The 14335-nt window shown below is 54.8% G+C and carries 8 protein-coding genes; all 8 read left to right on the forward strand.

Annotated elements, in window-relative coordinates; all coding sequences use genetic code 11:
* Positions 1 to 235: 235 nt before the first annotated feature.
* Positions 236 to 2044, forward strand: coding sequence for a class I SAM-dependent DNA methyltransferase (locus tag MLE18_RS07495; RefSeq protein ID WP_243438170.1), 1809 nt, complete (start codon positions 236 to 238; stop codon positions 2042 to 2044).
* Entirely contained in the window at positions 2037 to 3356 is a 1320-nt protein-coding gene (locus tag MLE18_RS07500) for a restriction endonuclease subunit S (RefSeq protein ID WP_243438171.1), read from the forward strand. The genes MLE18_RS07495 and MLE18_RS07500 overlap by 8 nt, the downstream gene beginning before the upstream one ends.
* Positions 3353 to 4213 carry a DUF3553 domain-containing protein gene (locus MLE18_RS07505; RefSeq protein ID WP_243438172.1) on the forward strand — a complete coding sequence of 287 codons (861 nt, stop codon included), beginning with the start codon at positions 3353 to 3355 and terminating at the stop codon, positions 4211 to 4213. The genes MLE18_RS07500 and MLE18_RS07505 overlap by 4 nt, the downstream gene beginning before the upstream one ends.
* Before the next feature lie 13 nt (positions 4214 to 4226).
* Positions 4227 to 5993 (forward strand): GmrSD restriction endonuclease domain-containing protein, encoded by a 1767-nt coding sequence (locus tag MLE18_RS07510; RefSeq protein WP_243438173.1) that lies wholly within the window; start codon positions 4227 to 4229, stop codon positions 5991 to 5993.
* 3 nt (positions 5994 to 5996) lie between these two features.
* The gene (locus MLE18_RS07515) at positions 5997 to 9137 is read left to right on the forward strand and encodes a type I restriction endonuclease subunit R (RefSeq protein ID WP_243438174.1); all 3141 of its coding nucleotides are present in this window, start codon (positions 5997 to 5999) and stop codon (positions 9135 to 9137) included.
* Between the two features lie 752 nt (positions 9138 to 9889).
* Positions 9890 to 10591 (forward strand): DUF5131 family protein, encoded by a 702-nt coding sequence (locus MLE18_RS07520; RefSeq protein WP_243438175.1) that lies wholly within the window; start codon positions 9890 to 9892, stop codon positions 10589 to 10591.
* A gap of 85 nt (positions 10592 to 10676) precedes the next feature.
* Positions 10677 to 10940: a hypothetical protein gene (locus MLE18_RS07525; protein WP_243438176.1), complete on the forward strand. Its 264-nt coding sequence runs from the start codon at positions 10677 to 10679 to the stop codon at positions 10938 to 10940.
* Between the two features lie 283 nt (positions 10941 to 11223).
* Entirely contained in the window at positions 11224 to 13380 is a 2157-nt protein-coding gene (locus MLE18_RS07530) for a hypothetical protein (RefSeq protein ID WP_243438177.1), read from the forward strand.
* Positions 13381 to 14335: the final 955 nt, after the last annotated feature.

Here is a 14335-nt window from a genome sequence, read left to right on the forward strand (position 1 = left end):
GCCATCGAATCATCCTGGTTGACCAATCTAGCAGGGACAACCTAACTAGCACTGATCGCCTTGATAATATGGAGAAAGCCCTGTCTGTGTGACTCCCGGAATTGTCGAGGCGGAAACGCATTGGGCATTGCCCGGCGCTTCAATGGTTTCAAAATGGCGCTTGTCCACGCCGAATGTGACCGCTGAGAACTGGCGGCAGCGAATAAGGTGATGATCAATGGCATCTCAGGAGCAAATGGAGCAGTTCATCAAGGCCCTCTCCGACATGGGCGGCAGCGCCGGTAATATTCGGTTGCGAGAGGAACTTCACTGGCCGGAAGCGATTTATGATCAGGTCAGAGATGCGCTTGTCGCAGATGGTCGGATCAACAAGGGGCGGGGTCGAGGCGGTTCCGTTGCACTGGCAGGGGAGGTGGTGGGCGATCAAGGGACATTAGTCACGCCGCAGCCGAAACAAATTCCTTCAACCGGAGAAGCTCCGAAAGCCCGAGGCCGGAAGGCCTCTGCTTCTTCCAATGGTAACAACGGGGCCAGCCTGGGCTTCGAGGCCGAACTATTCAAAGCCGCCGACAAGCTGCGCGGCAACATGGAACCCTCCGACTATAAGCATGTTGCCCTCGGCCTCATCTTCCTCAAGCACATCTCCGACAGCTTCGAAGCCAGGCATGCGTCTCTTCTCGCTGAAGACCCTGTTTGCGCCGAAGACCCTGATGAATACTTGGCCGATAACATCTTCTGGGTTCCCAAGGTGGCCCGGTGGTCCTTCCTTCAGGCCAGCGCGAAGCAGCCGACCATCGGAAAGCTCGTCGATGACGCCATGGTCGCCATCGAGGCCAAAAACGAGAGCCTGAAAGGCGTTCTACCCAAGGATTATGCGCGTCCGGCCCTCAATAAGGTGATGCTGGGGGAATTGATCGACCTCATTTCCGGCATCGGCTTGGGCACTGAAGAGGGGCAGGCCAAGGACATCCTGGGCCGGGTCTACGAGTACTTCTTGAGCCAGTTCGCGGGTTCCGAAGGCAAAAGGGGCGGTGAATTCTATACGCCACGCTCCGTGGTCCGCGTCCTGGTCGAGATGCTTGAGCCCTACAAGGGCCGCGTTTACGACCCCTGCTGCGGATCGGGCGGCATGTTCGTCCAGTCCGAGAAGTTCGTGGCCGAACACGGTGGGCGCATGGGCGACATCGCCATCTACGGTCAAGAGTCGAACTACACTACATGGCGGCTGTGCAAGATGAACCTCGCTGTCCGGGGTATCGACGCGGATATCCGCTGGAACAACGACGGGAGCTTCCACAAGGATGAGTTGAAGGACCTCAAGGCCGATTTCATCCTGGCGAACCCTCCATTCAACATCTCCGACTGGGGCGGCGACCGCCTGCGCGAGGACGTGCGATGGAAGTTCGGCATCCCGCCTGTTGGGAACGCCAACTTCGCATGGTTGCAGCACATCATCCACCATCTGGCTCCGAGCGGCACGGCGGGCGTGGTGCTGGCCAACGGGTCCATGTCGTCTTCGCAGTCGGGCGAGGGTGAGATCCGCAAGGCCATGGTCGAGGCCGACGTGGTGGACTGCATGATCGCCCTGCCTGGGCAGTTGTTCTACTCCACCCAAATTCCGGCGTGTTTGTGGTTCTTGGCCCGGAACAAAGGGAACCATGGATTCCGGGACCGCCGGGGCGAAGTGCTGTTCATCGATGCCAGGAAGCTGGGGCATCTGGTGGACAGGACGCGGCGAGAGTTCTCCGACGAGGACGTGGAGAGGATCGCCAGGGCCTACCACGCCTGGCGCGGCGAGAAGGAAGCCGGGGAGTACGAGGACGTGCCGGGGTTCTGCAAGGCGGCGACGCTGGAGGAAATCAAGGGGCATGGGTTCGTACTGACGCCAGGACGGTATGTTGGCGCTGAGGTCGAGGATGACGACGAGACGCCGTTCAAGGAGCGGTTCGCGGCGCTGCGGGAGAAGCTAGAGGGGCAGTTTGAAGAGGCAGAGAGGCTGATGGCGACTGTTCGTGTCAAATTAGCTGGAGTACTCTGTGGCTAGCTCTTTTAAAGAATACACCGTCAGTCATTTAATTCGTGACGGAATCCTCGAAGTCGGAGATGGGTATCGGGCTAAGAATTCTGAAATGAGTCCGACAGGTTTACCATTTATTAGGGCTGGAAATTTAAATGGGCAGATAGACACCGAGCATTGTGAATTACTTGGGTTTGACAGCGTACGACTCGCTGGCAACAAGATAAGTAGATATGGCGATGTTGCCTTGACAACAAAGGGCACAATTGGGCGCATAGCATTTGTAGACAGTGACACAAAGAAATTTATCTACTCACCTCAAATATGCTATTGGAGAGTGTTGAAACAAGACAAGTTGTGTCCGCGTTTTTTATTCTACGCCATGAAAGGGCCTGCCTTCAAACACCAGATGGACTGGTCTTCTGGTCAAACAGACATGGCACCGTATATTTCTCTGACAGATCAGCGCACTGCCTTCAAAATTGAGTTTCCTTGTATTGAGTACCAACAAGCCATCGCCTCCATCCTCGGCTCCCTCGACGACAAAATCGACCTCAACCGCCGCATGAACGAAACCCTCGAATCTATGGCCCGCGCCATCTTCAAGGACTGGTTCGTGGATTTCGGCCCCACGCGGGCGAAAATGGAAGGCCGCGCCCCCTACCTCGCGCCGGAGATGTGGGAGTTGTTCCCGGGTCGGTTAGATGAGGAGGGGAAGCCCGAGGGGTGGCGACTTAAACCAGTATATGACATGGCCGTCTGGACCAATGGTGCTGCTTACAGTCAAGAACACTTCAGCGATGATCCGTACGCTTTGCCAATCGTTAAAATTGCAGAGCTTAAATCTGGTATATCTGCAAATACGAAGCATTCCGTTGTTAACCTTGGAGATAAATACAAAATACACAGCGGAGAGCTTTTGTTTTCGTGGTCAGGAAATCCAGACACATCTATCGATACGTTTATATGGTCGCATGGTGAAGCGTGGCTCAATCAGCATATATTTTCTGTTCGAGAGAATGGCGAATGCTCCGTGGTGTTGCTGTATAGTTTGCTTAAATACCTCAAACCACGCTTCTCAGAAATTGCCAGGAATAAGCAAACAACAGGGCTCGGGCACGTAACTAAAAATGATCTTCAGAACCTTTTTATTTGTATTGGTGATTGCCAAACGAGGAAAGCCTTCGACAGGCTAGTGGGGCCGCTTGATCAGAACCTTCGAAGCAACATCCGCGAGGACAAAACCCTCGCCCGCACCCGCGACCTCCTCCTCCCCAAACTCATGTCCGGCGAAATCCGCGTCAAGGACGCCGAGAAAGCCGTGGAGAACGTCCTGTGACCCCTACCCCCACGTTCAAGGAAGGCGACTATGTAACCCACGCAACCCTCGCCAAGTGGGGCCTGGGCAAGGTTCTGGAACCGCTCAGCGGCGGCATCGTCCGCATCTTCTTCGAGTACGAGGGAGAGAAGAAGATGCGCCAGGACTTCCTGGCCCCAGCGTCGAAACCCGCCAGCCACCCCGTCCTGGACAGGATCGACCGCCTCCGCACGGTGAAGGGCTTCATCCCCTTCCCCGGCATGGAATCGGCGTTCCTCGCCAAGTTCCCCCAAGGGTTCTCAGACCCCGCTTACGTGGAGAACGAGCGCGTCTACAAAGCCAACGCCTCCGCATTCCTGCGGCAACATCTCTCCCGGGAGTCGCTTCTGCCGTTGATCACGAACGAGGACTTCGAGACCGTTTGCAAACTGGCAAAGAAGGTCGTCAGCAAGACGAACCTGATTTTCGCCAACGAGTCCATGGACCTGGCGGACGGGATCAAAAAAGGGGAGGCCGAACGGAGGCTGTTCGCCCTGGCCTTGGTCGACCTCCTGCATGGGGAGGGCGACCTCGGCCCCCGATTCGACGGTTTCGTGGACGCCCTGGAGGCGCTCGACGCCTGCAAGTGGACCACGGCGACCTACTTCCTCTCGCTGTACGATCCAAACCAATACATCTTCGTCAAGCCGTCTTACATCCAGAAGGCCGCCCAGGCCGTCGGCCTCGACATCGGCTATACGACACGGCCAAACTGGGCCTGCTACCAGCGGATCCGGGGGCTGATCGACTACATCTCCGGTCAGCTCTCAAAGCGCGACCTGCTTCAGCCCGCAGACCTCATTGACGTGCAGGGTTTTATCTGGACCTCACTCACCTAAGGGACATTCCGTTATGAGCGAACCCAAGACCTGCTTCAAACGAGTGGACTACGACCTCTCCAGCCTGCTCCACTTCATTGACGTGGGGGACATTGGCCTGCCGGACATCCAGCGTCCGTTCGTCTGGGCCAACGCCAAGGTCCGCGACCTCTTCGACTCCATGTACCGGGGATTCCCGGTGGGCTACCTGCTGTTCTGGGAGAACGCTAACGTCAATGGCGCGAAGGCCATTGGCTTAGATGCGAAGGCTCATACGGTCCCTGCGCGGTTGATCGTTGATGGGCAGCAAAGGCTTACCTCCCTGTATGCGGTGTTCAGGGGGAAGCTTGTCCTGGACGCGGATTACAAGGAGCGGCGGATAGAGATCGCCTTCCGGCCACGGGACGGCAAGTTTGACGTAGCAGACGCTGCCATCAGGAAGGACCCGGAGTGGATACCCAACATCTCCGAGCTGTGGGTGTCCAGCAAGTCGAGCTATAAGCTGGTCAGTGAATTCATCCAGATGCTCTCTGCCCGGGCTCCCCTCACGGACGATGAAGAAGAGATGATCGCCCACAACCTGGATAGGTTGTTCGACCTGCAAAAGTACCCATTCACGGCTCTGGAGATCGCTTCGTCGGTGGACGAGGAGCAGGTGGCGGATATCTTCGTCAGAATCAACAGCGAGGGTGTGAAGCTCAACCAAGCCGATTTCATCCTGACCCTGCTTTCGGTGTTCTGGGACGAGGGCCGTGCGGCTTTGGAGACGTTTTGTCAAACTTCGCGGTATCCGGCAAAGCCGGGTGCGGTGGCGTCTCCCTTTAACCACTTCATCCAACCGGACCCGGACCAGCTGCTGCGTGTGAGTGTGGCCTACGGATTCGGAAGGGGCAGGCTCAAGAGTGTCTATCAGGTTTTACGAGGCAAGGATCTGGAAACGGACATCTACTCCCCGGAACACCGGGAGAAGCAATTCGGTATACTGGCTGTGGCTCAAGCCCAAGTGCTGGACCTCACCAACTGGCACCAGTTCTTGAGCTCCCTCGTTGGGGCGGGGTTTAGGAGCGCGGAGATGATTTCTTCGCAGAACGCCCTTCTTTACGCCTATGCGTTCTATCTGATCGGCAGGATTCGCCACAACGTGCCAGAGCATGTTCTGCAAAAGACCATCGGTAGATGGTTCTTCGCGTCCACCTTGACGGGACGTTACACGAATTCACCCGAATCGATCATGGACGCGGACCTCAACCGTATCAAGACGGCCAAGACCAGCGATGACTTTGTACGAATTCTCGATGAGATCATGTCCAGCGAGCTGACCAACGACTACTGGAGAATAACCTTGCCTGCCGACCTGGACAGTTCATCAGCCCGGAACCCTGGACTGTTCGGTTACGTTGCCGCCCAGAACAGGCTTGGTGCGCCCGTGCTCTTCTCGCACAAGAAAGTTTCAGACCTGATCGACCCCGCGCTCAAGACTAAGAAGAAGGCCCTTGAGCGCCACCACCTGTTCCCGAGGGCGTGGTTGGAACGCCAGGGCGTAGAGGACATGAAGCTCATCAACCAGATGGCAAACTTCGCACTATTGGAATGGCCGGATAACATCTCCATTAGTGACACCTCGCCGATGGAATACGTTCCCGAGGTGCGGTCTCGGTTCACTGCTGTCGAGTGGGCTACCATGTGCGAGATGCACGCCTTACCCGAGAACTGGGAAACACTCTCCTATGATGCGTTCCTCCTGCGTCGGAGGGAGCTGATGGCAGATATCATCCGCCGGGGATACGAAACATTGAGGTAGATCATGCCGGGAATCGCTGAAAGCCACGTGGAAGAAGCCTCGCTGACATGGCTCCAAGAGCTGGGGTATTCCGTTGATTTCGGACCGGATATCTGCCCCGACGGTTCCCGGCCAGAACGTGTCGGCTACGACCAAGTAGTCCTCCAAGAGCGACTTTCGGAATCCATTCGCCGGATTAACCCACATCTTCCTGCCGACACTATCGAAGAGGTCATTCGGAGGATATCCCAAAGCGAAACTCCTTCCCTGGTGGAAGAGAACCGCCGCTTGCACCGGATGGTCGTCGAGGGCGCGGACGTAGAGATTGCACGCGAAGATGGAACCATAGGCGGCGACAAGGTTCGCCTCATCGACTTCGAATCTCCCGAGAACAATGATTGGCTTGCGGTGAATCAGTTCACAGTGATCGAGGGGAAGGTGAATCGCCGTCCTGATGTGGTGGTTTTTATCAACGGCCTGCCCGTGGCGGTCATTGAGCTAAAGAACCCCGGCACCGAGAATGCCACCTTGGAGAGCGCCTACAACCAGCTACAGACCTACAAGGATCAGATTTCTTCGTTGTTTCGTACCAACGCGGTTCTGGTCGCCTCGGACGGACTCCAGGCCCGCATAGGCTCCCTGACGGCCAACCAGGAACGTTTCATGCCCTGGCGCACCACTGACGGGAAGGACGTGGCCCCGAAGGGCCACCCAGAATTGAGTGTGCTCATCGAGGGTGTTTTCGAGAAGCGCAGGCTCCTGGACCTCATTCGGGACTTCACGGTGTTTGGCGACACCGGGGCCGGAGTGGTCAAGATCGTGGCCGGATACCATCAGTACCATGCCGTTAAGCATGCCGTTGAGAGCACCGTCGCGGCCACCTCCCCCAAGGGAGATAGGAAGATCGGCGTCATCTGGCATACACAGGGGTCGGGAAAGAGCCTCCTGATGGCGTTTTATGCCGGACAGCTGGTTCGGCGGCAGGAGCTGGAGAATCCGACGATTTTGGTCATCACCGACCGAAACGACCTGGACGACCAGCTTTTCAACACCTTCTCCATGTGCCGGGAGATCATCAGGCAGACGCCGGTCCAAGCCAACAGCCGCGACGAATTGCAGAAGCTCTTGAACAGGGCTTCCGGCGGCGTCATCTTCACAACCATTCAGAAGTTTTTTCCGGAGAAGGGCGAGGCGGAGTACCCGCTGCTGACCGAAAGACGCAACGTGGTGGTCATCGCCGATGAGGCCCATCGAAGCCAGTACGGGTTCAAGGCACGAGTTGCCCAGAAGTCCGGAGAGATGGCCTATGGGTTCGCCAAGTACATCCGCGATGCTCTGCCCAATGCTTCATTCATAGGATTCACCGGGACGCCCATTGAGCAGGATGACGTGAACACACCTGCGGTTTTTGGCGACTACATCGATATCTACGACATCAGTCGAGCCGTTGATGACGGGGCCACCGTCCCTCTCTATTATGAAAGCCGCTTAGCCCGGATCGAGCTGCCCGAGGAAGAGAAACCCCGGATAGACGCTGAGATCGCGGAACTCACTGAAGATGACGCCTTGAGCGAACAAGAACGGCTCAAGCGCAAATGGGCCACGGTGGAATCCTTGGTCGGCGCACAGAAACGGTTGAAGTTGGTCGCCCAAGACCTGGTTCGGCACTTTGAGGATCGCGTGGCCGCCATGGACGGCAAGGCCATGATGGTCTGCATGAGTCGGCGCATTTGCGTGGCCCTATATAACGAACTCGTGGCATTGAGGCCGGAGTGGCATGGCGAGGATGACAATTTCGGTGCGATCAAGGTGGTGATGACCGGCTCCGCCTCGGACCCGAAAGAGTGGCAGGCCCACATAGGGAACAAGAGCCGCCGAGATTTGCTCGCTAAACGGGCAAAGGACCCTAATGATCCGTTGAAGCTCATCCTGGTTCGGGACATGTGGCTGACCGGGTTCGATGCGCCTTCGATGCATACCATGTATGTGGACAAGCCCATGAAGGGCCATGGTCTCATGCAGGCGATAGCCCGCGTTAACCGGGTATTTCGGGACAAACCAGCCGGGCTCATCGTGGACTATATCGGGATCGGCCAGAATCTGAAGAATGCCTTGGGACAGTATTCGGACTCTGATCGTAGGCAGGCCGGGATTGATGAGGCAGAAGCCGTTGCGGTCATGATCGAGAAGTTCGAGGTGGTGAAGGCCATGTTCCACGGCTTTGACTACCAAAAGGGGCTTTTCGGAACTCCACATGAACGATTGCTGGCCTTGGCTGGCGCAATCGAGTGGATTTTGGATAAGCAGAACAAGGCGGCGGCCAAGGAAAAGACAGAGGACGCCAAGAAGCTTGCTAACCGCCGGTTTCAAGACGCGGTTCTCGCTCTATCCAAGGCGTTTGCCCTGGCTGGGGCCAGTGATGAGGCGCGGGCTATCCGTGACGAGGTAGGCTTCTTCCAGACAGTACGAGTGGCACTGGTTAAGTCGGTTCCGGGCTCAGGCGTATCTGCCACCAACAAGGAGTTCGCGATCCAGCAAATAGTGAATCGGGCCGTTGTTTCCACGGATATCGTGGACATCCTCGCTGCTGCGGGCCTGACCTCGCCGGACATCTCGATCTTTTCTGATGAGTTCTTGGCCGAAGTTCAGCAGATGGAGAAAAAGAACCTCGCGCTGGAGGGCCTGAAAAAACTACTCAATGACGAGATTCGGTCCCGAAGCCGGTCGAACATTGTTGAGACCAAGAAATTCTCCGAGTGCCTGGAGCAGGCGATCAAGCGCTACCATAACAATGCGATCAGCACGGTAGAAGTGATTCAGGAACTCATCGAGTTGGCCCGGGAGATACGGGAGGCGAGAAAGCGCGGAGAGGAATCTGGATTAAGCGACGAAGAGATCGCCTTCTACGACGCCCTGGCAGAAAACCAGAGCGCCATGGAAGTGATGGGGGATGCCTCGTTGAAAGTCATCGCTCATGAACTCATGACAACCCTGAAGAAGAGCGTGACCATCGACTGGGTCCACAAGGCCAGCGCCAGGGCAAAGATGCGGGTCTTGGTCAAGCGTATCCTTCGAAAATACGGATATCCGCCAGACCTTCAGGACGCCGCTATCCAAACAGTACTTCAGCAGGCCGAGGTCTTGTCGGCGCAGTGGGCGGCGTGACCGCAAAAGCTGTCGTTACGCACGTATAGGTGGTATTGCCGGGGACCTTGCCGCTGCCTATTGGTCAGCTTCGTGCGATTCCGATCTTTTTTTGGAAAAAAACCCCAGCACCCTCTCGACATCCGTCCTGGGTTGGTTATATGGCTCCTTCGAGCGCTGTTGATAAGGTTCTTTGACAAGGCCACGGCGGGTGTTGCGCCCCTGCCAATCGGCAGGGTACCGCCCTGCCGAGAACTGGCACCGCCTCAAAGCGGCGAAAGTGTGATGCGACTCACCCCTTTGTCATAGCAATTATGCTGAAGAGAGGCCGCTGTCTTTTGCTCGCTGCGAGTTGCACGCGTTAGGTCAAGCTTCTTGTTCTCAACACGTCCTTTTGGTTTCGCTTTTTCGCAGGAATTCACTGCCCGTTACATGCTACTTTTCAAAGATCTGCCGACGCTTCACACCTCTTAGTGGCGAATCAGCCACACATTATCCAAACAAAATTGTTCATTTCGCGACCACTGTTTCCTTGATCTGCATCACCGCACAGCGCGCGTAAGTTTTTATTGTACGCTTGCGCTTGTCGCTGTTTTACTTCTCAACCAGAAGAAGTGTCCCCAACACCCTCTGTGCGGCTTCCACACCTGACAAGCGGAAGCTGGAATTCCTTCACCGAGGAGAAATCATTCTCCCTACACGTCGACATGAGGCATGTGGCACGATCCACTGTGGGTCGCGCCTAAAAACATAATGAGAACAGGAGCTAGCCGATGGCTACAAAGATTTCGTGGACTGATGATACCTGGAACCCCGTCACAGGATGCACGAAGCACAGTGCCGGGTGTGACAACTGCTACGCGGAGCGTATGGCCCCGCGTTTGAGAGGCATGGCAAACCAGAATGGGAAGTACCGGAACGGTTTTGAAGTGACCTGCCACCCCGAGGTTCTCTCGAAACCGCAGAGGAGCCACGTAAGGCGCATGTTTGTAAACAGCATGAGCGACCTCTTCCATAAGGATGTCTCGCTGTCGTTCATCACCCAGGTATTTGAAGTCATGGGGCAGGTGCCAGCGATAACATTCCAGATCCTGACGAAACGCGCGGAGCGCTTGGTGGAATTGGCTCCTCAACTTACTTGGCACCCAAATGTTTGGATGGGGGTCACGATTGAGGCCGACGACTACACCTTCCGTGCCGACTTGCTGAAGCAGACTGCGGCAGCGGTCAAATTCGTTTCACTTGAACCCTTGCTGGGTCCCTTGCCAAGTCTTGATGTCGCTGGCTTGGACTGGGTGATCGTTGGCGGAGAAACCGGACCCGGAGCAAGGCCGATGCTTGAGCCCTGGGTGCTGGACATCCGTGATCGCGTTGTCAGCGCAGGCATCCCGTTCTTCTTCAAGCAATGGGGCGGCCGTGGCAACAAGACACGTGGAAAGATGCTCCAGGGAAAGCTCTGGCACCAGTTCCCGTAGACGGCCTGAGGAATGCGGTTCTTCCGTTTGATCGATGATGAGGCAGGAGCACAGTACGAATAACCTTCTAACAGGAGTGATCACCATGAAAATGTTATCGGTTAAGAACCCAGATTTGGGCAAGCTTACTAATGATGCTCGCGTGTTTCGGGCAATTGCAGGCGCGAGTAACAACCAGATGAAGTCCATCATGGAAGACGTCCTTGTCATCCAGGATCTCCAGGAGTGCATCGAAACGCGCATGGCAGTTATGGTCTCCAAGGTCGTTTCCGCGATGGACTACGGCAATGCGTTGGAGGAAGGACTCGGCAAGACGGTCGAGACTAATGCTGGGTCCATCAAGGGCTAACCATGTACGCTGTCCTCTCCGAAGTCGACCACGTCCACGGCATCCCCGTGGACATTATACATACCATTATCCGTTGCAACGGACTCCCACATTATTTGTTTGCTGGCCAAACGGCCGTCTTGGTCTCTGATGTCGTCGAGTACGTAGAAGCCCACAAGCTTGTTCCATCTGGCACTACCCTCGATGAGAACGGCGATCTTGAGATTTGTTATAACTATTCTCACCCCATTAAATAATTAGGAAACCAGGGGGAGGCCAACGCCTCCCCCTTTTGGAGCATACCATGGCCAGAAAAACTTCAACATCGCAAGCGTTTGATACAATCATGAAGGGTATCAAGCTTTTCCCGGATAGGTCTGGAATGGTCTACGCGAAAGCGTCTGTTCATAATGCAACAGCGTTCATGGACGTTAACGGCGAACAATTTGAGAATTTTCTCAACGCCGAGCTGTATGCTGCAACGTCGGAATTCCCAGCCCCCACATCGGTCAAGTCTGCAATACGGATCGCCACCTACCTGGGTAAAGCGAATCCCCCTGAAGACGTGTTCCTTCGCTTCGGCGTGTTGAACAATGTCCACATGCTGGACCTCAGAAACAGTCTTGGTATGGTGGCAGAGATCTCCCCCACTGGATGGACGCTCACTACTACCCCACGTGTCAACTTCCTCCGCCTCGATGGCGGACTCGAGATCGCCGCGCCTTCACCTTCTGGAAATTACCTGCAAATCCTGGACTACTTGAATCTCGACGAGGATGGTAAGTTGCTCACCTTACCCAGCATGCCACTGCTGATGATGGTCAACCTCGAACGTCCCATCATTCAGTTCATCGGCAATGAAGGGTCAGGTAAATCTACCGTGGCCAAACGCTTTCGGAAGCTGATGGACCCTGCATGTCCTGAGGTCAACGACGCAAAGGCGGATAAGCGTGAACTTGCTCTGCTGCTCAACGATAATGCGATGCCTGTCCTGGACAATCTCACATACCTTCCGAAATTCGTGAGTGACTTCTACTGTGCAGCGTTCTCAGGAGGAGGCGTACAGTTCCGGGCTCACTATACCAACGCCGGAGTCTACCGCTTGCACTACAGGAGGGGGGTAGTCATCACCGCCATGGAGTTGCCGACGCTGGCCCGCGATTTCCTTGATCGCTCAATTATTGTGGATATGAATCGCGTGCAGGTCTTCGAAGAGGGTTCAGGGGAATGCCTTGAGGCCATGTTCGAGCTGGATCGTCCGAAGATTTTGGGGGGCATGCTTGATATCTTGGTCGAGGCCAAGAAAATGCTTACGAAAGTGACGGTGAAGAACCTTCCCCGCTTTACGGACTTTGCCCGCTACGGTGCTGCGATTGCGGAAATATTGGGCTATGGCGGTCAACGGTATGTCGACGCGATACGTGCTTCGAAGCAGGGTCCTACTCAACAAGCTCGGGCCAACGCTGACCCCGTTGTCGCGGCGTTCATGGCATTGGCGAAGTCTGGGGTACGCTTCTCTGGGGGCAGCGCGGATCTGCTCTCCGCATTAGGTAGGTACAAACCCCGCAGCATCTCGGGCCGCACGAAATGGCCGGAGAGTGCAGACCAGCTCGGCAAGGCCATCTCCCGCGTAAAGGATGAACTCGCAGAGTGGGATGTCTTCCTGGAGACCAAGAACTCCAAGAAGGGCAGGCGTTATACTGTTGAATATGTACCGCCAGCGCCAGAGGCCGATAATATCGAGGCAACCGAGACCGGCGAGGGTGATGCCCAACAGCCTCAAAGGCTCGAGATTGTAAACCCGGTCACGGGCGAGGTCACATGCCCCCCCGCGCCGATGCCTTGGGAATCGCCTGAATCGCCTGACTACGTCCCACCGGCCCCATTCGGTCCTGAGGTGTCTTCGGCGGTCCTGGATGCCTTCTTCGTCGACGGCCTTAGCTTTGAAGCATCGTTGGGTCGGAACCATGTCCCAATGGCCCCCTTTGCTGTCGTGTCCACTCGCGAACGTCCAACCACTGATGACGTCTGGAGCTACGAGGAGGTTCAGACTACCTATGCCCAACAGACTCATCCGGGGTCCGGGAGCGATGAGCCTTTACCCACGGGCACAGCGGTACCAGATAACACCCCTACCGCTGAAAATGGCGGAGTGATGTGCAAGGGGTGTATGTACTACGATGGCCGCAAACAGGCCTGCTACGATAAGGGCGAGAACGTGCCGATTTCAAGTCCATTTGTGTTTCGTTTCTGCGGAAGGCACCTCAGCACTGATACATATGACAGGGAAGAGGCGGAGAGGAAGCTCGCTGAAGCTGAGATTGCTCATCAGAAGAACGTGCAGGACCTTCGGGGTCAGCTTGCTGAGGCTGAAGAGAGCCTCCGTCTTGCACTGATGACCGAAGAGGAAAGGCGTGCAGAAATTGATGCGTCGTTCGGTTCTGACGGGATCGACTTTTGATGGTTATCCTGGCTTCGCAATGTGAGTGACCATCTGAAGCCTTATGCTGTCCCATGGGGGGAGCCTTCTCCCCCCCCCTCTGGGATGCCAGTGGACCGGTGTGGGTTACCACCCTTCACCCAGTTTAAGTGTCTAACATATTGAAATATGTAAATAAATTTACGAGGTGGAGGGTGAAGGATGAACAATGGGATTTATTATTTTATTCAAAATAAATATATAATATAAAATTCAACCCTTCACCCTTCACCCTTCACCGTCCACCCTGTAAAAATGAAATTCTATGTTAACACTCCACGTAATGTTATGGATTCTAACAATTTAATCTTGAAGAGTGGTTCTATTGTTTGACTCTGACTACTAGGACAACTAATCTGGATACAATACTACGAACGAGTTCAATCTGACGACTTGATCAATATTTATGTAGTTATCAAAAATTCAGACGAAATTTGTATGGCTCGGATTTCCATGTTTTGATAGCAATAATTTTGTTAGTCTTGCCAAGTCTATCATGGCTGTATATTCTCAGGTTATATAGACAAATTATAATACCATACAATCTTGATTTTGCTTAACAAATCTTTCAAGAATATATTTTCAATAATACAGGTTCAATTGCTATGGGGGCCTTAATATTTGTCAACGTCAAATGCCACTGCTTTGTGGACGTAGTCTTTAAGATTGCGAGGTCAAAAAATACTGTAGTCTTTAGATGTAATAATAACTGATCGTTTCCATCGAATCAATATTCTGAAGATGAGCCTACTTGGTACTGCGCAAACAGGCCAGGGGAATTGGCTGAGACCTGCGAGACAGCCCGTAACATTCTGCTTAGGTAGATTGTGAAGCCAAGGTGGCGCACGCGTAGAGCGATGCTCATAGCAAGCAGAAGTTCAATATACGACACGTGTGTATGCGATTAGGAGCAGGATGTTTCTGAAGAACGATGACA

This window comes from Fundidesulfovibrio soli, from assembly GCF_022808695.1.
Lineage (GTDB): Bacteria > Desulfobacterota > Desulfovibrionia > Desulfovibrionales > Desulfovibrionaceae > Fundidesulfovibrio > Fundidesulfovibrio soli.

Excerpts from the sequence above, each read along its gene's own strand:
- MLE18_RS07495 (WP_243438170.1), top strand. The coding sequence starts at position 236 with ATGGAGCAGTTCATCAAGGCCCTCTCCGACATGGGCGGCAGCGCCGGT.
- MLE18_RS07510 (WP_243438173.1), top strand. The coding sequence starts at position 4,227 with ATGAGCGAACCCAAGACCTGCTTCAAACGAGTGGACTACGACCTCTCC.
- MLE18_RS07515 (WP_243438174.1), top strand. The coding sequence starts at position 5,997 with ATGCCGGGAATCGCTGAAAGCCACGTGGAAGAAGCCTCGCTGACATGG.
- MLE18_RS07520 (WP_243438175.1), top strand. The coding sequence starts at position 9,890 with ATGGCTACAAAGATTTCGTGGACTGATGATACCTGGAACCCCGTCACA.
- MLE18_RS07525 (WP_243438176.1), top strand. The coding sequence starts at position 10,677 with ATGAAAATGTTATCGGTTAAGAACCCAGATTTGGGCAAGCTTACTAAT.
- MLE18_RS07530 (WP_243438177.1), top strand. The coding sequence starts at position 11,224 with ATGGCCAGAAAAACTTCAACATCGCAAGCGTTTGATACAATCATGAAG.